The organism is Geodermatophilus sp. SYSU D01176, assembly GCF_054050015.1.
Map to the genome: position 1 here is coordinate 18,792 of NZ_JBJGYN010000047.1, position 18,526 is coordinate 37,317.

General features: G+C 76.2%; 22 protein-coding genes. 16 read left to right on the top strand and 6 right to left on the bottom strand.

Annotation, left to right across the window (positions count from 1 at the left end; genetic code table 11):
- Nucleotides 1–5: 5 nt before the first annotated feature.
- Entirely contained in the window at nucleotides 6–668 is a 663-nt protein-coding gene (locus ACI78Z_RS20110) for an NAD(P)-binding oxidoreductase (protein WP_457038304.1), read from the bottom strand.
- 9 nt (nucleotides 669–677) lie between these two features.
- A complete protein-coding gene (gene mobA, locus ACI78Z_RS20115) occupies nucleotides 678–1,283 on the bottom strand; it encodes a molybdenum cofactor guanylyltransferase (RefSeq protein WP_457038305.1) in 606 nt (201 codons plus the stop codon).
- 41 nt (nucleotides 1,284–1,324) lie between these two features.
- Here mobA and fdhD point away from each other — a divergent pair, with 41 nt between their 5' ends.
- Nucleotides 1,325–2,155 carry a formate dehydrogenase accessory sulfurtransferase FdhD gene (fdhD, locus tag ACI78Z_RS20120; RefSeq protein WP_457038306.1) on the top strand — a complete coding sequence of 277 codons (831 nt, stop codon included), beginning with the start codon at nucleotides 1,325–1,327 and terminating at the stop codon, nucleotides 2,153–2,155.
- A gap of 142 nt (nucleotides 2,156–2,297) precedes the next feature.
- Here fdhD and ACI78Z_RS20125 read toward each other — a convergent pair whose 3' ends face one another.
- The 3 genes from ACI78Z_RS20125 to moeA all read right to left on the bottom strand — a co-directional run bounded on the left by ACI78Z_RS20125 (nucleotide 2,298) and on the right by moeA (nucleotide 4,538).
- Nucleotides 2,298–2,795, bottom strand: coding sequence for a MogA/MoaB family molybdenum cofactor biosynthesis protein (locus ACI78Z_RS20125; protein WP_457038307.1), 498 nt, complete (start codon nucleotides 2,793–2,795; stop codon nucleotides 2,298–2,300).
- Nucleotides 2,792–3,265, bottom strand: a complete 474-nt coding sequence (gene moaC / locus ACI78Z_RS20130; RefSeq protein WP_457038308.1) for a cyclic pyranopterin monophosphate synthase MoaC — start codon at nucleotides 3,263–3,265, stop codon at nucleotides 2,792–2,794. The genes ACI78Z_RS20125 and moaC overlap by 4 nt, the downstream gene beginning before the upstream one ends.
- A gap of 79 nt (nucleotides 3,266–3,344) precedes the next feature.
- Nucleotides 3,345–4,538 (bottom strand): molybdopterin molybdotransferase MoeA, encoded by a 1,194-nt coding sequence (gene moeA / locus ACI78Z_RS20135; protein ID WP_457038309.1) that lies wholly within the window; start codon nucleotides 4,536–4,538, stop codon nucleotides 3,345–3,347.
- A gap of 50 nt (nucleotides 4,539–4,588) precedes the next feature.
- Here moeA and ACI78Z_RS20140 point away from each other — a divergent pair, with 50 nt between their 5' ends.
- The 12 genes from ACI78Z_RS20140 to tsaE all read left to right on the top strand — a co-directional run bounded on the left by ACI78Z_RS20140 (nucleotide 4,589) and on the right by tsaE (nucleotide 15,853).
- Nucleotides 4,589–5,560, top strand: coding sequence for a PfkB family carbohydrate kinase (locus tag ACI78Z_RS20140; RefSeq protein ID WP_457038310.1), 972 nt, complete (start codon nucleotides 4,589–4,591; stop codon nucleotides 5,558–5,560).
- 49 nt (nucleotides 5,561–5,609) lie between these two features.
- The gene (locus tag ACI78Z_RS20145) at nucleotides 5,610–6,104 is read left to right on the top strand and encodes a beta-class carbonic anhydrase (protein ID WP_457038311.1); all 495 of its coding nucleotides are present in this window, start codon (nucleotides 5,610–5,612) and stop codon (nucleotides 6,102–6,104) included.
- Between the two features lie 146 nt (nucleotides 6,105–6,250).
- On the top strand, nucleotides 6,251–6,694 hold the full coding sequence (gene rplM / locus ACI78Z_RS20150; protein WP_457038312.1) for a 50S ribosomal protein L13: 444 nt from the start codon (nucleotides 6,251–6,253) through the stop codon (nucleotides 6,692–6,694).
- Complete coding sequence (gene rpsI, locus ACI78Z_RS20155; protein ID WP_457038313.1) at nucleotides 6,691–7,110, top strand: 30S ribosomal protein S9; 420 nt, start codon at nucleotides 6,691–6,693, stop codon at nucleotides 7,108–7,110. Before rplM ends, rpsI begins: the two co-directional genes overlap by 4 nt.
- 11 nt (nucleotides 7,111–7,121) lie before the next feature.
- The gene (gene glmM, locus ACI78Z_RS20160; RefSeq protein ID WP_457038314.1) at nucleotides 7,122–8,465 is read left to right on the top strand and encodes a phosphoglucosamine mutase; all 1,344 of its coding nucleotides are present in this window, start codon (nucleotides 7,122–7,124) and stop codon (nucleotides 8,463–8,465) included.
- A 164-nt stretch (nucleotides 8,466–8,629) separates the two neighbouring features.
- Nucleotides 8,630–10,489 (top strand): glutamine--fructose-6-phosphate transaminase (isomerizing), encoded by a 1,860-nt coding sequence (gene glmS / locus ACI78Z_RS20165; protein WP_457038315.1) that lies wholly within the window; start codon nucleotides 8,630–8,632, stop codon nucleotides 10,487–10,489.
- A gap of 110 nt (nucleotides 10,490–10,599) precedes the next feature.
- Complete coding sequence (locus tag ACI78Z_RS20170; RefSeq protein WP_457038316.1) at nucleotides 10,600–10,989, top strand: holo-ACP synthase; 390 nt, start codon at nucleotides 10,600–10,602, stop codon at nucleotides 10,987–10,989.
- A complete protein-coding gene (locus ACI78Z_RS20175) occupies nucleotides 10,986–12,443 on the top strand; it encodes an NAD(P)H-hydrate dehydratase (RefSeq protein WP_457038317.1) in 1,458 nt (485 codons plus the stop codon). Before ACI78Z_RS20170 ends, ACI78Z_RS20175 begins: the two co-directional genes overlap by 4 nt.
- On the top strand, nucleotides 12,440–13,576 hold the full coding sequence (gene alr, locus ACI78Z_RS20180) for an alanine racemase (RefSeq protein ID WP_457038318.1): 1,137 nt from the start codon (nucleotides 12,440–12,442) through the stop codon (nucleotides 13,574–13,576). The genes ACI78Z_RS20175 and alr overlap by 4 nt, the downstream gene beginning before the upstream one ends.
- Entirely contained in the window at nucleotides 13,576–14,778 is a 1,203-nt protein-coding gene (locus ACI78Z_RS20185) for an alpha/beta fold hydrolase (RefSeq protein WP_457038319.1), read from the top strand. The genes alr and ACI78Z_RS20185 overlap by 1 nt, the downstream gene beginning before the upstream one ends.
- Entirely contained in the window at nucleotides 14,775–15,398 is a 624-nt protein-coding gene (locus ACI78Z_RS20190) for a uracil-DNA glycosylase (protein ID WP_457038320.1), read from the top strand. Before ACI78Z_RS20185 ends, ACI78Z_RS20190 begins: the two co-directional genes overlap by 4 nt.
- Nucleotides 15,395–15,853, top strand: a complete 459-nt coding sequence (gene tsaE / locus ACI78Z_RS20195; RefSeq protein WP_457038321.1) for a tRNA (adenosine(37)-N6)-threonylcarbamoyltransferase complex ATPase subunit type 1 TsaE — start codon at nucleotides 15,395–15,397, stop codon at nucleotides 15,851–15,853. Before ACI78Z_RS20190 ends, tsaE begins: the two co-directional genes overlap by 4 nt.
- Nucleotides 15,854–15,958: 105 nt before the next feature.
- Here the strand turns inward: tsaE and ACI78Z_RS20200 are convergent, their stop codons facing one another.
- Nucleotides 15,959–16,228 carry a hypothetical protein gene (locus ACI78Z_RS20200; RefSeq protein WP_457038322.1) on the bottom strand — a complete coding sequence of 90 codons (270 nt, stop codon included), beginning with the start codon at nucleotides 16,226–16,228 and terminating at the stop codon, nucleotides 15,959–15,961.
- A 77-nt stretch (nucleotides 16,229–16,305) separates the two neighbouring features.
- Here ACI78Z_RS20200 and tsaB point away from each other — a divergent pair, with 77 nt between their 5' ends.
- The 3 genes from tsaB to tsaD all read left to right on the top strand — a co-directional run.
- Nucleotides 16,306–16,944 carry a tRNA (adenosine(37)-N6)-threonylcarbamoyltransferase complex dimerization subunit type 1 TsaB gene (gene tsaB / locus ACI78Z_RS20205; RefSeq protein WP_457038323.1) on the top strand — a complete coding sequence of 213 codons (639 nt, stop codon included), beginning with the start codon at nucleotides 16,306–16,308 and terminating at the stop codon, nucleotides 16,942–16,944.
- Entirely contained in the window at nucleotides 16,941–17,393 is a 453-nt protein-coding gene (gene rimI / locus ACI78Z_RS20210) for a ribosomal protein S18-alanine N-acetyltransferase (RefSeq protein ID WP_457038324.1), read from the top strand. Before tsaB ends, rimI begins: the two co-directional genes overlap by 4 nt.
- Nucleotides 17,386–18,526: tRNA (adenosine(37)-N6)-threonylcarbamoyltransferase complex transferase subunit TsaD (gene tsaD / locus ACI78Z_RS20215; protein ID WP_457038325.1), on the top strand; the 1,141-nt coding region annotated here is incomplete at its 3' end. The genes rimI and tsaD, both read left to right, overlap by 8 nt.

An 18,526-nucleotide genomic window follows, 5' to 3' on the forward strand; every position in this document is an offset into this window, starting at 1 on the left:
CCCGCTCAGGGGAGGGCGGCGACGGCCTCGTCGATCGGGGTGTCCCCGCTGACGAGCTCGACCACCTCGTCGGTCTTGCCGGCGTCCAGCAGGGCGGCCACGACCGCGGCGACGTCGTCCCGGGGGACCTCGCCGTACTCGACGCCGTGGGCCAGGGTGACCCGGCCGGTGCCCGGCTCGTCGGTGAGCCGGCCGGGCCGCAGGATCACCGTGTCCAGCGCGGGCCGGGGCAGGATCGCGTCCTCGGCGGCCAGCTTGGCCTGCAGGTAGACGGCGAACACCGGGTCCATGCCGCGCGGCGTCCCCTGGCGGGCCTGCTCGACGCCCATCGACGACACCAGCACGTACGGCCGGACGCCTGCCCGCTCGGCGGCGTCGGCGAGCAGCAGGGCCGCGCCCTTGTCGACGGTGTGCTTGCGGGCCTCGCCGCTGCCCGGGCCGGCGCCGGCGGCGAAGACGACGGCGTCCGCGCCGGACACGACCTCGGCGACCTGGTCCACGGAGGCCTGCTCGAGGTCGAGGACCACGGGGTCCACGCCGTCGGCGCGCAGGTCGTCGGTGTGCGCGGGGTTGCGGACGATGCCGACCACCGTGTCGCCGCGGCCGGACAGCAGGCGGCCGAGGCGGCGGGCGACCTGCCCGTGGGCCCCGGCGATGACGATGCGCATGCCGCTGCCCTACCCCCGGGGTCGGCGGGGAACCCGGCGGGCGGCGGCCGCCCGGGCGCGGGCGAGGTCGGCGGGGGTGTCGCAGTCGGTCCACGGCGGCGGCTGACCGGGCACGACCTCCGGGTGCAGCCGCCGCACGGCCAGCGGGGCGAGCACCCGGCGCACCGACGTCGGCCCGTCGACGTCGGCGACCGCCGCGCGCAGCGTCGCCGTCCGCCACACCCCGAGCAGCAACTGGTCGCGGTCGGTGTCGTCGACCACGAGCACCCCGTCGCCGGTGAGCCGTTCGCGCAGCGCCCGCACCAGGTCCGCGGTCACGAACGGCAGATCGCCGGCGAGCAGCGCCACCACCTCGGTGGGCACGTGCGCCAGGCCCGCCCGCATCGCGGCCACCGGGCCGCCGCGTGGCGGCTCCTCCCGCACCACCTGGACGTCGGGCGGCACCGGCTGCGGCGGGCCGACCACGATGCGCGGGGCGGCGTCGGGGACGGCGGCCAGGACCGCCGCGAGGATGCTCCGACCGCCGACGTCCAGTTGCGCCTTGGCCTGCCCGCCCATCCGCGCCGCGCGGCCGCCGGCCAGGACGACGGCGGCGTAGGGCGGCAGCGCGGGCACGCTGCGACCGTAGGGCCCGGACGTGGGTACCGTCGCCCTCCGTGGGACGAGTGACGAGCCGGACACCGGTGCTGCGCATCCGCGGCGCGGCGCACAGCACCCGCCCGGACACCGTGGCGGCCGAGGAGCCGCTGGAGATCCGGCTGGGCGGGACGCCGCTGGCGGTCACGATGCGCACGCCGGGCGACGACTTCGACCTGGTGCACGGCTTCCTCGCCACGGAGGCGGTCATCGGGTCGGCCGACGACGTCGCCGGGCTGCGGTACTGCAACTCCGTCGACGAGGAGGGCCGCAACACCTACAACGTCGTCGACGTCGACCTCGCGCCCGGCGTGGCGCCGCCGGACACCGCGCTGGACCGGAACTTCTACACGTCGAGCTCGTGCGGGGTGTGCGGCAAGGCCAGCATCGACGCCATCCGCACGAAGACGCGGTACGACGTCGCCGGGGACGGCGTCCGGGTGCCCTTGCCGACGCTGCTCGCGCTGCCCGACCGGCTGCGGGCCGCCCAGCAGGTGTTCGACAAGACCGGCGGGCTGCACGCGGCGGGGCTGTTCACCGCGGACGGCGAGCTGGTGGCCCTGCGGGAGGACGTCGGCCGGCACAACGCCGTCGACAAGGTCATCGGGGACGCGCTGCGCGAGGGGGGGCTGCCGCTGGCCCGGCACGTGCTGATGGTGAGCGGCCGGGCCAGCTTCGAGCTGACCCAGAAGGCGGCGATGGCCGGCATCCCGGTGCTCGCGGCGGTGTCCGCGCCGTCGTCCCTGGCCGTGGAGCTCGCCGCCGACGTCGGCATCACGCTGGTCGGCTTCCTCCGCGGCGACGGCTGCAACGTCTACACCCGCACGGAGCGCATCGTCCTGCCGGAGTGAGCGGTGGGGGACGGCACCCCGCGTGAGCCGCCCTGCGAGGCGGGCCGAGGAGTGGGGGCCGGAGGCTCCCCGGCGAGAACCGGGATGGGCTCAGCGCAGCGGGGGAACGGCACCTGGCCGCGGTGTCGCCCGGAGGACGACATCAGACATGGTCGCCGCCGCGGAGCTGCGAGACCACGTGGGGGAGCAGCGGACCGAGGACGGCCAGGCCGTCCTCCACCCCGCCGGTGGAGCCGGGCAGGTTCACCACGAGCGTGCGTCCGGCGGTTCCGGCGACCCCGCGGGACAGCACCGAGGTCGGCACCTTCCCCTCGCCGTAGCGGCGGACCGCCTCGGCGATGCCGGGCGCCTCGCGCTCGAGCACCCGGCGGGTGGCCTCGGGGGTGACGTCGGTGGGGGACAGCCCGGTGCCGCCGGTGGTGACGACGACGTCCGCGCCGGAACCGATCGCCTCGAGCAGCACCATCTCCAGCTCCGCGGCGTCGTCGGGGCGCACGTGCGGTCCGTCGACGGTGAACCCCAGCGCGCGCAGCCCCTCGGCGAGCGCCTGCCCGCTGCGGTCCTCGTAGACGCCGGCCGACGCCCGGTTGGACGCGGTGACGACGACGGCCCGCGCGTCCTCCGGCAGGGAGGTGGTCACCGCCGCCACTCCCCGCTCTTGCCGCCGGACTTGGCCAGCAACCGGACGTCGGTGATCACGGCCCGCGGGTCGACGGCCTTCACCATGTCGATGACCGTGAGCCCGGCGACCGCGACCGAGGTGAGCGCCTCCATCTCCACGCCGGTGCGGTCGGCGGTGCGGGCGGTGGCGACGATCTCCACGGCGTCGTCGGCCACGGTGACGTCGACGGTGACCCCGTGCAGCGCGATCGGGTGGCACAGCGGCACGAGGTCCGGCGTCCGCTTGGCCCCCGCTATGCCCGCGATGCGCGCGACGGCGACGGCGTCGCCCTTGGGCACCCCCTCCCCGCGCAGCAGCGCCACAACCTCGGGGCTGACCAGCACCCGGCCGGCGGCGGTCGCCTCGCGGGCGGTGACCGGCTTGGCGGAGACGTCGACCATCCGGGCGGCGCCGCGCTCGTCGACGTGGGTGAGCCGCGGTTCGGTCACCGTGCTCTCCTCGTCGTCTCCGGCACTGCTCCGCGCCTCGTTCGCTGGCGCTCGCTGCGGTGCTCACAGCACTGTCGGCTCACTGGAGTGCTCCCTCGATCAGCACGACGTCCACGGGGGCGCCGGCGGGCAGTTCGGTGACGTCCTCGGGGACGACGACCAGGCAGTTGGCGCGGGCCAGGTGCGCGACCAGGTGCGACCCCGGCCCGCCGACCTGGGAGACGGTGCCGGCGTCGTAGCGGCCGCGCAGGAACTGGCGGCGCCCGGCGGGGGAACGCAGCGGGGCGGTGAGCGTCGCCGGGGCCCGCAGCCGGCCGGGGGCGGCGTGGCCGAGGGCGCGGCGCAGCGCGGGCCGGACGAAGACCTCGAAGGAGACGAACGAGCTGACCGGGTTGCCGGGCAGGGTGACCACCGGGACCCCGTCCACCGTGCCGGCGCCCTGGGGGCCGCCGGGCTGCATCGCGACCTTGACGAACTCGACGGTGCCGAGCTCGCGGAAGGCGTCCTTGACCACCTCGTAGGCGCCGGCGCTGACCCCGCCGCTGGTGACCAGCAGGTCGGCGGTCGCCAGCTCGGCGCGGACGGTGGCGAGGAACTGGCCGACGTCGTCGGGGACGAAGTGCAGCCGCCGTGCCGTCCCCCCGGCGTCCTCCACGGCGGCCACCAGCAGGGCGGAGTTGGACTCGTAGATCTGCCCGGGCAGCAGCGGCTCCCCGGGGTCAACGAGCTCGCTGCCGGTGGAGAGCACGAGCACGCGGGGGCGGCGGCGGACCCAGAGGCTCCGCGCGCCGACGGCGGCGGCGAGCCCCAGCTGCGCGGCGCCGAGCGGGGTGCCGGCGGTCAGCGCGACCGTCCCGGCGGTGATGTCCTCCCCGGCGCGCCGCAGGTGGGTGCCGGCGGCGGGGGCATCGCGGATCTCCACGACGTCGGTGGCGCCGTCGGTGAGCTCGACCGGCACGACCACGTCCGCGCCGGCGGGGAGCGGAGCGCCGGTCATGATCCGCTGCACGGTGCCCGGCTCGAGGGGGCGGACGTCGGTGCGCCCGGCCGGGACGTCGTCGGCGACCGGCAGCCGCACCGGGAGGGTGACGAGCTCGGCCGAGCGCGCGGCGTAGCCGTCCATCGCCGAGTTGTCGAAACCGGGCAGCGACACCTGGGCGGTCACGTCCCGCGCGAGCACCCGGTTGTGCGCGGCCGCCAGCGGCACCTCCTCCTCGCCCAGCGGAGCGAGGAGCGCCGCGACGACCGCCTGGTGTTCCTCGACCGTGCGCACGGGACACATCCTGACCGATCGGCACCGGGCACACCGGGGAGGGCGGGCGCATGGCCGACGTCGTGGTCCTGGGGCAGGTCGGCCGCGACCTCGTGCTGCGCACCGCGACCCTGCCCGAGGCCGGCGGCTCCGCGACCGTCGCCGGGCGCCGGGAGCTGCTCGGCGGGAAGGGCGCCAACCAGGCCGTGGCGCTGGCGCAGCTCGGCGTGCCGGTCGCCCTCGTCGGCGTCGTGGGCGACGACTCCGCCGGCACCGAGGCGGTCGCGCAGGCCGCGGCCGACGGGATCGACGTCTCGGCGGTCCGGCGGCGGCGCGGTGCGGCCACGGCGCTGCTGGTCGACCTGGTGGAGGACGGCGGCGTGCGGCGGCTGCTCGAGGACGTGCCGGACGCCGTCCTGCTCACCCCGGACGACGTGGCCGCGGCCGCGGACCAGCTCGCCGCCGCGCAGGTGGTGAGCCTGCAGCTGCAGCAGCCCGGGGCCGCCGTGGTCGCCGCGCTGCAACTGGTCCCCGACGGCGCGCTGGTCGTCGTCGACGGTGCACCGGAGGGCGACGCCACCCGCGACGCGGTGCTGACGCGGGCCGACGTCGTCCGCGCGGACGCCGCGGAGGCCCGGCTGCTCACCGGACGCCACCTGTCCGGGGTGGAGGACGCCCGGGACGCCGCCGCCGACCTGCTCACCGCGGGGCCGCGGGTGGTCGCGTTGAGCGTGGGGGAGGAGGGCGACCTGGTCGCCTGGCGGGCCGGACCGCGGTTCGCCGTCGCCGCGCAGGAGCTGGAGGTGGACCCCGGCTGGGCCGACGGCGACGTCCTGGTACCGCTGCTCGGCGGGTCGCCCGTCGACCCGACCGGCGCCGGGGACGTCTACGTCGCCACGCTCACCGCGACGCTGCTCGGCGGCGCCGTCCCGGAGGACGCCGCCTGGGCCGCGGCCGGCCTGACCGTGACGCACGCCGGCGGGCGCCCGGACCTGACGCCCGGCCGGCTGCGCGAGGCGGTGGCCCACCACCGGCGCCGCTGACCAGCCCGTTAGGGTCGGAGCCCTGGACGGGGCGCGACGGAGGTGGGCGATGTCCGAGGTCGACCGGATGCTGGCGGCCAACGCGGAGTGGGCGGAGCGGTTCCCCGGCTCGAAGGACGTGCGACCGGCTCGCCGCGTCGCCGTGGTGGCCTGCATGGACTCCCGGATGCCCTTGTTCCAGATGCTCGGGCTCGAGGTCGGCGACGCGCACGTCATCCGCAACGCCGGGGGCGTCATCACCGAGGACGTCGTCCGCTCGCTGACCGTCTCCCAGCACGTGCTGGGCACCCGCGAGATCCTGCTGGTGCACCACACCCAGTGCGGACTGCAGGCCACCGACGACAACTCCTTCGCCGACCTGGTGGAGCAGGCCACGGGGCGCCGGCCTCCGTGGGCGGTGCGCGCCTTCCGCGACGTCGAGGACGACGTGCGCGAGTCGATGCGGCTGATCCACGAGAGCCCCTACCTGCTCTCCCGCGAGGTGAGGGGCACCGTCTACGACGTCGACAGCGGGCTGCTCCGCGAGGTCGTCGTCGAGGACTGACCGCGGCAGGAGGAGCGCCGTGGTCCGGCTGGTATCGTCGTCCGCTGGTGCGTGCGGCCGGCTGGTGTCCGCGTGCCGTCCCGTCTCCCGTGCTCGGTGAGGCGATCCCACCAGCCGATCCGACGACGACGGAGGACACGAGCGCCGTGCGCACGTACACCCCCAAGCCCGGCGACATCAGCCGGGCCTGGCACGTCATCGACGCCACCGACGTGGTGCTCGGTCGACTCGCCAGCCAGACCGCGGTCCTGCTCCGCGGCAAGCACAAGCCCCAGTACGCCCCGCACGTGGACGTCGGCGACTTCGTCGTCATCGTCAACGCCGGCAAGGTGGCCCTGACCGGCTCCAAGCGGGACGAGAAGATCGCCTACCGCCACTCGGGCTACCCGGGCGGCCTCAAGCGGATCCCCGTCGGCGACCAGCTGCGCACGCACCCCGACCGCGTCATCGAGCGCGCGATCAAGGGCATGCTGCCGCACAACAGCCTGGGCCGTCAGATGCTCAAGAAGCTGAAGGTGTACGCCGGGCCCGAGCACCCGCACGCCGCTCAGCAGCCCCAGCCCTTCGAGATCAAGCAGGTGGCCCAGTGACGACCGCCCTCACCGTGACCGACGCCGAGGGGCGTCCGGTGCAGACCGTCGGCCGGCGCAAGGAGGCCATCGTCCGCGTGCGCCTGCTGCCGGGCACCGGTCAGTTCCGGCTCAACGGCCGCACCATCGAGGAGTACTTCCCGAACAAGGTGCACCAGCAGCTCATCCGTGAGCCGTTCGTGACCGTCGAGCGGACCGAGCAGTACGACGTCGTCGGCATCCTCCGGGGTGGCGGCGTCAGCGGTCAGGCCGGCGCGCTGCGCCTGGCCATCGCCCGCGCGCTCGTCGCCGTCGAGGCCGAGGACCGCCCGGCCCTCAAGAAGGCCGGCTTCCTCACCCGGGACGCCCGCGTCACCGAGCGCAAGAAGTACGGGCTCAAGAAGGCCCGCAAGGCGCCTCAGTACTCGAAGCGCTGACCGGTACGCCCGTGGGTCGCCTCTTCGGGACCGACGGCGTCCGGGGTCGGGCCAACGCCGACCTCACGCCGGAGTTGGCCCTCTCGGTGGCACGTGCTGCCGCCGGCGTGCTCGCCGACCGCGACGGGACCTCGCGTCCCGTCGCGGTCGTCGGCCGTGACCCCCGCGCCAGCGGGGAGATGCTCGAGGCCGCCGTCGTGGCGGGTCTCGCCAGCGCCGGTGCGCGGGTGCTGCGGGCCGGGGTGCTGCCCACCCCGGCGATCGCGCACCTCACCGCGCACACCGGTGCGGACCTCGGCGTGATGATCTCCGCCAGTCACAACCCGATGCCCGACAACGGCATCAAGCTCTTCAGCCGCGGCGGCCACAAGCTGCCCGACGTGGTCGAGGCTGCGATCGAGCAGGCCGTGACCGGCGGCGAGACCGGCGGCCCGCGGCCCACCGGCGCGGAGATCGGCCGGGTCTCCGACCTCGCCGACGCCGGCGCGGTCTACGTCGAGCACCTGCTCTCGACCGTCCCGCGGCCGCTGTCCGGCCTCACCCTCGTCGTCGACTGCGCCCACGGCGCGGCCGCGGTGTGCGCGCCCGAGGTCTACCGCCGGGCCGGCGCCACCGTGCACGTGATCGGCGGCGAGCCCGACGGCTGGAACATCAACGACGGCATCGGCTCCACCCACCTCGGCCCGCTGACCGAGGCCGTGCGCGCCCACGGCGCCGACCTCGGCATCGCGCACGACGGCGACGCCGACCGCTGCCTGGCGGTCACCGCCGAGGGCGACGTCGTCGACGGCGACGCGATCCTCGCCGTCTGCGCGCTCGGGCTGCACGAGCACGGCCGGCTGACCGGCGACACCGTCGTCGCCACGGTGATGAGCAACCTGGGCTTCCACCACACGATGCGCGACGCCGGCATCGCCGTGCACACCACCGCGGTCGGCGACCGGTACGTGCTCGAGGCACTGCGGTCCCGGGGGCTGAGCCTGGGCGGCGAGCAGAGCGGGCACCTGGTGTTCCTGGAGCACGCCACGACCGGCGACGGCCTGCTGACCGGCCTGGCGCTGCTGTCGCGGATGGCGGAGACCGGGAAGTCGCTGGCCGAGCTGGCCTCGGTGGTCCACCGGCTGCCGCAGACCCTGGTCAACGTGCCGGTGCGTGACCGGCTGGCGGTCGTGGAGAGCGACCTGGTCGCCGCGGCGGTCAACCGGTGCGAGGCCGAGCTGGGCGACGACGGCCGGGTGCTGCTGCGGCCCTCGGGCACCGAGCAGCTGGTGCGGGTGATGGTCGAGGCACCGACCCAGGAGCAGGCCGACGCGGTCGCCCAGCGCCTCGCCGACGTCGTCGCCGCCGTCGACTGAGGAAGGACCGCCCTTCCCCCCACGCCTGGCAGGCTCGGGCGGAGGGCCCCTGGAGGCCGGCCGTTCCGGGCGGGACGACGGTGTCGTGACGCTCGCGTCACATCTGTCCCGCCCCACTCGTGTGAGGGAAGGGTTCGGCCGGTCCCGCCGGTAGCCTCGACGGAATGTGCGGCATCGTGGGATACGTCGGCCCCCAGAGCGCCCTGGACGTCGTCCTGGAGGGCCTGCGGCGGTTGGAGTACCGGGGGTACGACTCGGCGGGCGTCGCCGTCCTCGCTGACGGCGCGCAGGTGACGGCGAAGAAGGCCGGGAAGCTGGCGAACCTGGAGAAGGTCCTCGCCGACTCCCCGCTGCCGGCATCGACGATCGGCATCGGGCACACCCGGTGGGCGACCCACGGCGGGCCGACCGACCGCAACGCCCACCCGCACCTGTCCGCGGACGGCAAGGTCGCGGTCATCCACAACGGGATCATCGAGAACTTCGCCGCGCTGCGCGCCGAGTGCGAGGCGGCCGGCGTCGAGTTCGCCTCCGAGACCGACACCGAGGTCGCCGCGCACCTGCTGGCGACGACCTACGCCGAGACGCCGGAGGGCCCCGGCCGCCTGGCCGAGGCGATGCGTGCGGTCAGCCGCCGCCTCGAGGGCGCCTTCACCCTCGTCGCCTCGCACGCCGACGAGCCCGACACCCTGGTGGCCTCGCGCCGCAACAGCCCGCTGGTCGTGGGCGTCGGCGACGGCGAGTACTTCCTCGGCTCCGACGTCGCCGCCTTCATCGCGCACACCCGAGAGGCCCGCGAGCTCGGCCAGGACCAGGTCGTGGAGATCCACCGGGAGCGCGGGGTCACCGTCACCACGTTCGACGGCGCCCCGGCGGAGCCGAAGGCCTTCACCGTCGACTGGGATGCCGCGGCCGCCGAGAAGGGCGGTTACGACTGGTTCATGCTCAAGGAGATCGCCGAGCAACCGCGGGCGATCGCCGACACCCTGCTGGGGCGCACCGACGCGCAGGGGAAGCTCGTCCTCGACGAGGTGCGCCTGACCGACCAGGACCTGCGCGACGTCGACAAGATCTTCGTCGTGGCCTGCGGCACCGCCTACCACGCCGGCCTCATCGCGAAGTACGCCATCGAGCACTGGACCCGCATCCCGGTCGAGGTCGAGGTCGCCAGCGAGTTCCGCTACCGCGACCCGGTGCTCGACCGCTCGACGCTGGTCGTCGTCATCAGCCAGTCCGGCGAGACCATGGACACCCTCATGGCGCTCCGGCACGCCAAGGACCAGAAGGCACGCGTGCTGGCGATCTGCAACGCCAACGGCGCGACCATCCCGCGCGAGTCCGACGCCGTCCTGTACACGCACGCCGGCCCGGAGGTCGCGGTGGCCTCCACCAAGGGCTTCCTCACCCAGCTCGTGGCCTGCTACCTGGTCGGCCTGTTCCTCGCCCAGATCCGCGGCATCAAGTACGAGGACGAGGTGGCGGCGGTCGTCGCCGAGCTGCACCGGCTCCCCGAGGCCGTGGCCAAGGTGCTCGAGCAGATGGAGCCGGTCCGCGAGCTCGGCCGCTCCATGGCCGAGGCGGACCGCATGCTGTTCCTGGGTCGGCACGTGAGCTTCCCGGTGGCGCTCGAGGGTGCGCTGAAGCTGAAGGAGCTGGCCTACATCCACGCCGAGGGGTTCGCCGCCGGCGAGCTCAAGCACGGCCCGATCGCGGTCATCGACCAGGGCACCCCGGTGGTCGTGGTCGTCCCGCCACGGGCTCGCGACCTGCTGCACGGCAAGGTCGTCTCCAACATCCAGGAGGTCCGCGCCCGCGGGGCCCGCACGATCGTGATCGCCGAGGAGGGGGACGACGAGGTCCTGCCCTACGCAGACCACGTCATCCGGGTGCCCCGCACGCCCACGCTGCTGGCGCCGGTCGTGACCACGGTGCCGCTGCAGGTGCTCGCCTGCGAGATCGCCGACTGCCGGGGCTACGACGTCGACCAGCCGCGCAACCTGGCCAAGAGCGTCACGGTGGAGTAGCTGGAACGGCCGCCCTTCAGGGGTCCGCGCCGAGGGTGCGAGGCGTGGGGGAAGGGTGGTCCTCCTACTGCAGAGGGGCCGTTCCAGCGCCTTCTTGGCAGACTGGCCGGGTGATCATCGGGGTCGGGATCGACGTGGTGCCGGTGGACCGCTTCGCCGAGTCCCTCGTCCGGACTCCGGGCCTGCGGGATCGGCTGTTCACCGCCGAGGAGCAGCGCACGCCCCGCGGTGCCGCGCGCACGGGGGAGTCCCTGGCCGCCCGGTTCGCCGCCAAGGAGGCCGTCGCCAAGGCCCTGGGGGCGCCGGGTGACCTCCGGTGGCACGACGCGGAGGTCACCGTCGGCGACCACGGGCGTCCGCACCTGACGGTGCGCGGGACGGTGGCCGGCCGGGCGGCCCAGCTCGGCGTCACCTCCTGGCACGTCTCGCTGAGCCACGACGGCGGCATCGCCTCCGCGGTGGTCGTCGCCGAGGGCGTGCCGCACGGGGTGGAACCGTGATCGGGCTCCACACCGCGGCGGAGGTGCGTGCGGCCGAGGCGCCGGTCCTCGCCGCCACCCCGGAGGGCACGCTCATGCAGCGGGCCGCGACCGGCCTGGCCACCGTCTGCCTGGAGCTGCTCGGCCGCGTGTACGGGACCCGGGTCACCGCCCTCGTCGGGGCCGGCAACAACGGCGGCGACGCGCTCTTCGCCGGGGCGCACCTGGCCCGCCGCGGCGCCCGGGTGACCGCCGTCCTGCTCGACCCGGCGCGGACGCACGGCCCCGGCCTGGCCGCGCTGCGTGCCGCGGGTGGACGGGTCACCGGCCCCGACGGGGACACCGGCCTCGAGCGCGCCGACCTGGTCCTCGACGGGATCGTCGGCATCGGCGGCCGCGGGGGGCTGCGCCCGCCGGCCGCGGCGCTGGTCGAGCGGGCCGCGACCGGGCCGGGCCTGATGGTGGCCGTCGACGTCCCCAGCGGCGTGGACGCGGACACCGGCGCGGTGTCCGGGACGGCGTTCCCCGCGCAGCACACGGTCACCTTCGGCGCGCTGAAGACCGGGCTGGTCGTGGGGGAGGGCCGCGGGCACGCCGGGGAGGTGCACCTGGTCGACATCGGGCTGGACCTCCCGCCGGCCCTCACCGTGCAGCTGACCGACGCCGACGTCGCCGCCCGCCTCCGCCCGCCGCACGCCGGCGACGACAAGTACACGCAGGGCGTGGTCGGGATCGTCGCCGGCTCGTCCACCTATCCGGGTGCCGCCGTCCTGTGCACCGGGGCGGCGCTGCGGACCCGGCCCGGGCTGGTCCGCTACGCCGGCACGGCGGCCGCGGGCGTGCGGGCCGCGTGGCCGGAGACGATCGTCACCGAGGGCCGGCCCGGGGAGGCCGGGCGCGTGCAGGCCTGGGTGGTGGGCCCCGGGATGGGCACCGACGACGACGCCCGCAGCGTGCTCGCCGAGGTGCTGGCCACCGACCTGCCGGTGCTGCTGGACGCCGACGCGCTCACGCTGGCCGCGCAGGACCCGGACCTCGTCCGGCAGCGGCGGGGGCCGACCGTTCTCACGCCGCACGACCGCGAGTACGCCCGCTTCGGGGTGGAGGTCGGGCCCGACCGGGTGGGTGCGGCCCGTCGGCTGGCTGCCGACCTGGGTGCCGTCGTCCTGCTCAAGGGCGACGCGACCGTCGTCGCCGCCCCCGGCGGCACCGCGTACGTCAACGGCACCGGCACGCCGTGGCTGGCCACGGCGGGCACCGGCGACGTCCTCTCGGGCATCACCGGCGCGCTGCTGGCCACCGGCCTGCCCGCCGACGAGGCGGCCGCGGTGGGCGCGCACGTGCACGGGCGCGCCGGGCAACTGGCCGCGGAGCAGGGACCGCTGATCGCCGGTGACCTGGTCCGCCGGCTGCCCGCCACGCTGGCCCGCCTGCGCCGGGCGCCGTCGCGGCGGCTGGGAGACTCGAGGGCGTGACTCATCGAGCCCGGGCCGAGGTGGTCGTCGACCTCGACGCCATCGCTGCCAACACCGCGGCGCTGCGCGAGCGGGTCGGCCGGCCGCTGATGGCGGTGGTCAAGGCCGACGGCTACGGCCACGGCATGGTCCCGGCCGCGCGGGCGGCGCTGGCCGGGGGAGCCGACGCGCTGGGGGTCGCGGTGCTGGAGGAGGCGCTGACGCTGCGCGCGGCCGGGGTCACCGCGCCGGTGCTGGCCTGGCTGCACGCGCCCGGCACCGACTACGCCGCCGCGCTCACCGCCGACGTCGAGGTGTCGGTCAACGCCGACTGGGCCCTCGCCGAGGTGGTCGCGGCCGCCCGCGCGTCCGGCCGCACCGCCCGGGTGCACCTGTTCGCCGACACCGGGCTGTCCCGCGAGGGCGCCACCGAGGCCGACTGGCCCGGCCTCGTCGCCGCCGCCGCGCGGGCGCAGGCCGACGGCGAGGTGGCGGTCGTGGGGCTGTGGAGCCACATGGCGTACGCCGACGCCCCGACGCACCCGACGATCGGCGCGCAGGTCCGGGTGTTCGAGGAGGCGGTCGCGATCGCCCGGGCGGCCGGGCTGACCGAGGCGCGGCTGCACCTGGCCAACTCCGCGGCCACGGTGGCCCTGCCGGACACCTGGTACGACATGGTCCGCCCGGGGATCGCCGTCTACGGCCTGGACCCGCTCGGCGGGGACCCCGTCGAGCACGGGCTGCGGCCGGCGATGACGGTGCGGGCGACGGCCGCGCTGACCAAGCGGGTGCCCGCCGGCGTCGGCGTCTCCTACGGCCACACCTACTTCCCCGAGACCGAGACCACGCTGCTGCTGGTGCCGGTCGGCTACGCCGACGGCGTGCCGCGCGCCGCGGGCAACCGGGCGCCGGTGCTGGCCGCCGGCGCGCACCGGACCATTGCCGGGCGGGTCTGCATGGACCAGTTCGTGCTGGACGTCGGCGACGCCGAGGTGCAGCCCGGTGACGAGGTCGTGCTCTGGGGGCCGGGGGACCGCGGCGAGCCGACGGCGCAGGACTGGGCCGACGCGGTCGACACCATCCACTACGAGCTCGTCACCCGGATCGGTGGCCGCTTCGCCCGCCGCTACGTCGGCTCGGCAGGGGCGGTCTGATGGCGGCCCGCAAGCCGGCGACACGGACCGTGCACCCGCACCTGCCGCACTCCCGGGCGGGGGTCATCGGCACACTCATCGGCCTGGCCGCGGCCGGCACCGCCGTCGGCGTGGCGGTCAGCCGGGCCGCTGCCCGGCGGGTGGGCGCCGAGCGGCTGGGGTCGGCGGCGGGGCTGCCGGCGGGCGCCTCGGACGCCGAGCTGCGCGAGGACGACCCGCTCGGCCCGGCGTCGCGCCGCGCCGACCGCACGGCGCTGGTCGCCGCCGACGACGGCGTGCTGCTGGCGGTGGAGGAGGTCGGTCCGACCGACGCCCCGCTCACGGTGGTCTTCGTGCACGGCTACTGCCTGTCGATGGCGTCGTGGACATTCCAGCGGCTGGCCCTGGGTGCCGAGCTGGCCACGGCCAACGGCTCGCGCCCGAAGGCGCGGCTGGTCTTCTACGACCAGCGCGGGCACGGCGCCTCCGGGCGCGGGCCGGCCGAGCACTCGACGATGGACCAGCTCGGCCGCGACCTTGACGCGGTGCTGCGGGCGCGGGTGCCGCACGGGCCGGTGGTGCTGGTCGGCCACTCCATGGGCGGCATGACGGTCATGTCCCTGGCCGAGCGGCGACCGGAGCTGTTCGGGACGCGGGTCGTCGGCGCGGCCCTGCTGAGCACCTCCAGCGGCAACCTGGCCGAGCTCGACTTCGGTCTGCCGGAGTTCCTCACCCGGGTGCGCGCGGCGCTCCTGCCGGTGGCGGCGTTCACCATGCGCCGCCGTCCCGGCTTCGCCGAGCGCACCCGCCGGCTGGCCGCCGACCTGATCTCGCACGTCACCTGGTCGCTGTCGTTCGCCTCGACCGACGTCGACCCGGCGCTCGGCCGCTACGTCGACTCGATGATCGCCGGCACGCCGGTCGAGGTCATCGCGGAGTTCTACCCGGCGCTGGCCGGCCTGGACGGGACCGCCTCGCTGGCGCCGCTGCGCGCGGTCCCGACGCTGGTGCTCACCGGCGACGCGGACACGCTCATCCCGCCGAAGCACAGCGACATGATCGTGGAACTGCTCGGCGGGCCGGAGGCGCCGGATGCCGAGTACGTGGTCGTCGCGGACGCGGGCCACATGGTCCCGCTGGAGAAGCCCGACGAGGTGACCGGGGCACTGACGGCGCTGCTGCGCCGGGTGGTGACCGACCTCCCGATGGGAGCGGGACGGTGACCCGGTCGCCTCGCTCCGACGCCGCCGCCGAGGAGGTCGCCCGCACCGCGGCCGCGGCTCCCGACTGGGCGGCCCTGGCCGACGCGGCCCGCCCCTGCGTGGCCTGCCCCGAGCTCGCCGCCACCCGGCAGCACGTGGTGGTGGGCGACGTCCCGGCCACCGGGCGCCCGCGGTTCGCGCTGGTCGGCGAGGCGCCGGGCGCGAACGAGGACGAGACCGGCCGGCCGTTCGTCGGGAGGTCGGGTCAGCTGCTCGACCAGCTGCTCGGCGAGGCCGGGCTGGACCGTGCCGAGGCCGCCGTGCTCAACATCGTGAAGTGCCGCCCCCCGGGAAACCGGACGCCGAAGAGGCCGGAAGTGGCCCGCTGCAGCGGCTGGCTGCGCCGCCAGCTCGAGCTGCTGGACCCGCCGGTCGTCGTCGCGCTGGGGCTGTCGTCGGCCAAGTGGTTCCTCGGCCCGCGCACCGTGCTGGCGGAGGCCCGCGGCCGGGCGCACGACGTCGACGGCCGCGCGGTCTGGGTCACCTACCACCCGTCGGCGGCGATCCGGTTCGGGCCGAACGGGGCGCCGCGAGCGGGGCTGCGGGCCGACCTCACCGCGGTCGCGGGGACCCTGCCGTGAGGCGCGAGCACGTGCTGCCGACCCCGGCGGACACCCGGGCGCTCGGCGCCGCGCTCGCCGGGGTGCTGCGCGCCGGCGACCTGGTCGTGCTGGTCGGCCCGCTCGGTGCGGGCAAGACCGCGCTGACCCAGGGGCTGGGCGAGGCGCTCGGGGTGCGCGAGCCGGTCACCTCGCCGACCTTCGTCATCGCCCGCGTGCACCGCGGCGGTCGGCTGCCCCTGGTGCACGTCGACGCCTACCGCCTCGGCGGGGTCGCCGACGTCGACGACCTGGACCTGGACGCGTCCACCGACGAGTCGGTCACCGTCGTCGAGTGGGGCCAGGGGCTGGTGGAGCAGCTGGCCGACGAGCACCTCGAGGTGCGCCTCGACCGCCGCGACGACGACGTCCGGACGGCGGTGCTCGTGCCGCACGGCCCCGGCTGGGAGCAGCGCCTGGACGGCGAGCCGCGGTGACCGCCCCGAACCGGCCGGGGCCGTGCCCGGTGCACCCCACCCCCGCCGACGTCGTGCGGCAGGCGGTCGCGGGAGCAGACTGAGCAGCGGGAGATCCGCCTCGGCTCACAGGGCCGAGAGCAGTTCGACGTCCCGGTGACCGGACAGAGCGGCCGGGCCCGCGTCGAAGGTCACCATGCCGACCCCGTGCCGGCGAGCGAGGGTCATCCGGTGCGCACCGGTGACCTGACGGTGGCCGGAGATCCGCGGCACGTCGGCGTCGACCACCGAGACGTCGTCGCCGAGGAACCGGTGGCCCGGTGCCCGGCGCAGCGCTGCGAGGACCTCGCGAGCGGCCGCGACGACGTGGTCGTCGAGATCCAGGGTGCTGCGCACGGGGTGATGCTGTCGCAACAGCGCAACACCTGGCCGTCCGCAGAGAGGGGGCGCGTGCAGCACTACCCTGGTCGGTCGTGCTCGTCCTCGCGCTCGACACCGCCACGCCGACGCTGGTCGCCGGCCTCGCCCGGTGGTCGCCGGACGGCGCGACCGAGGTGCTCGCCGAGCGGGCGGTGCCCTCGGGCAACCGGCACGCCGAGCTGCTCACCGTCGCGGTCACCGAGGTCCTGGGCGACGCCGGTCGGGCGCTCGGCGACGTCGACGCCGTCGTGACCGGGCTCGGTCCCGGGCCGTTCACCGGGCTGCGCGTCGGGGTGGTCACCGCCGCGGCGATCGGCGACGCCCGCGGACTGCCCGTGGTGGGCGTCTGCTCGCTGGACGCCGTCGGCTCCGGTGCGCGCACGGTCGTCACCGACGCGCGCCGCAGGGAGGTCTACTGGGCCGCCTACGCCGCCGAGGGGTCGCGCACCGACGGCCCGGGCGTGGTGCGCCCGGAGGAGCTGACGGTCGCCGGCCCGGTCGTCGGCGACGCCCGGTTCGCCGAGCGGCTGGGCGTCGAGGTCACCCCCGCGGAGGTGACGACGGCGGGGCTGCTCCGGGCCGCAGCGCCGCAGCTGGCCGACCCGTCGTCCGCCGGCCCCCTGGTGCCGCTGTACCTGCGCCGCCCGGACGCCGTCCCGCCGACGTCGTTCAAGCCGGTGACCACGACGTGAGCGCGCGGCTGCGGCCGATGCGGCTGGCCGACCTGGACGCCGTCCTCGAGCTCGAGGAGCAGCTGTTCGCCCCGGACACCTGGACGCGGGCGATGTACCGCGACGAGCTCGCGCGCACCGACACCCGCTCCTACCTGGTGGCCGAGGACGGCGACCGGGTGGTCGGCTACGCCGGGCTGATCGCCTACGACGACGAGGCGCACGTGGCCACCATCGGGGTGGCCGAGGACCGGCAGGGCGAGGGGATCGGCGCCGCGCTGCTCGACGCGCTGCTGGCCGAGGCCGACCGGCGCAGCCCGGTGGTGCTGCTGGAGGTGCGTGCCGACAACGAGGTGGCGCAGGGGCTCTACCGGCGGCGCGGGTTCACCGAGATCGGCCGGCGGCCGCGGTACTACCAGCCGAGCGGCACGGACGCCGTCGTGATGAAGCGGGAGAAGATGCGTGGCTGAGCCGCTGGTCCTGGGGTTCGAGACCTCGTGCGACGAGACCGGCGTCGGTCTCGTGCGCGGGCGGACGCTGCTGTCCGACGCCCTGGCCACCTCGATGGCTGAGCACGAGCGCTTCGGCGGGGTGGTCCCGGAGATCGCCTCGCGGGCGCACCTGGAGGCCATGGTCCCGACCGTGCACCGCGCGTTGGCCGAGGCCGGGGTGCGCGCCTCGGACGTCGACGCGGTGGCGGTCACCGCCGGGCCGGGGCTCACCGGGGCGTTGCTGGTCGGGCTGGCCGCGGCCAAGGCCTACGCGCTGGCGCTGGACAAGCCGCTGTACGGCGTCAACCACCTGGCCGCGCACGTCGCCGTCGACGAGCTGCAGCACGGCAAGCTCGCCGAGCCGTCGCTGGCGCTGCTGGTCTCCGGCGGGCACAGCTCGCTGCTCCTGGTGCCCGACCTCGCTCGCGAGGTGCAGTCGCTGGGCCGCACCATCGACGACGCGGCGGGGGAGGCCTTCGACAAGGTCGCCCGCGTGCTCGGCCTGCCGTTCCCCGGCGGTCCGCCCATCGACGAGGCCGCGCGCGAGGGTGACCCGGCGGCGATCGGCTTCCCGCGCGGGCTCACGGGCCCCCGCGACGCCCCCTACGACTTCTCGTTCTCCGGCCTGAAGACCGCCGTCGCCCGTTGGGTCGAGGCCCGGCAGAAGGCGGGGGAGCCGGTGCCGGTGGCCGACGTCGCGGCGTCGTTCCAGGAGGCCGTCGCGGACGTGCTGACCGCCAAGGCGGTGCGCGCCTGTCGCGACCACGGCGTCGACCACCTGGTGCTCGGCGGCGGGGTGGCCGCCAACTCGCGGCTGCGCGCCCTGGCCGAGGAGCGGTGCGCCGCGGCCGGGATCGTGCTCCGGGTGCCCAGCCCACGGCTGTGCACCGACAACGGCGCGATGGTCGCCGCGCTGGGTTCGCGGCTGGTCGAGGCCGGGGTCGCGCCGTCCGCCCCGGACGTCGGTGCGGACAGCTCACTGCCGATCGACGTCGTCACCCGCTGTGGGGGGGGGGGGGGGGGGGGGGGGGGGGGGGGGGGGGGGGGGGGGGGGGGGGGGGGGGGGGGGGGGGGGGGGGGGGGGGGGGGGGGGGGCGGGGGCGGCGCCGGGG

Bases quoted from the DNA above. Each gene is read 5' to 3' on its own strand.
- ACI78Z_RS20140 (WP_457038310.1), top strand. From the start codon at position 4,589: ATGGCCGACGTCGTGGTCCTGGGGCAGGTCGGCCGCGACCTCGTGCTG.
- glmS (WP_457038315.1), top strand. From the start codon at position 8,630: ATGTGCGGCATCGTGGGATACGTCGGCCCCCAGAGCGCCCTGGACGTC.
- ACI78Z_RS20185 (WP_457038319.1), top strand. From the start codon at position 13,576: ATGGCGGCCCGCAAGCCGGCGACACGGACCGTGCACCCGCACCTGCCG.
- ACI78Z_RS20110 (WP_457038304.1), bottom strand. From the start codon at position 668: ATGCGCATCGTCATCGCCGGGGCCCACGGGCAGGTCGCCCGCCGCCTC.
- ACI78Z_RS20145 (WP_457038311.1), top strand. From the start codon at position 5,610: ATGTCCGAGGTCGACCGGATGCTGGCGGCCAACGCGGAGTGGGCGGAG.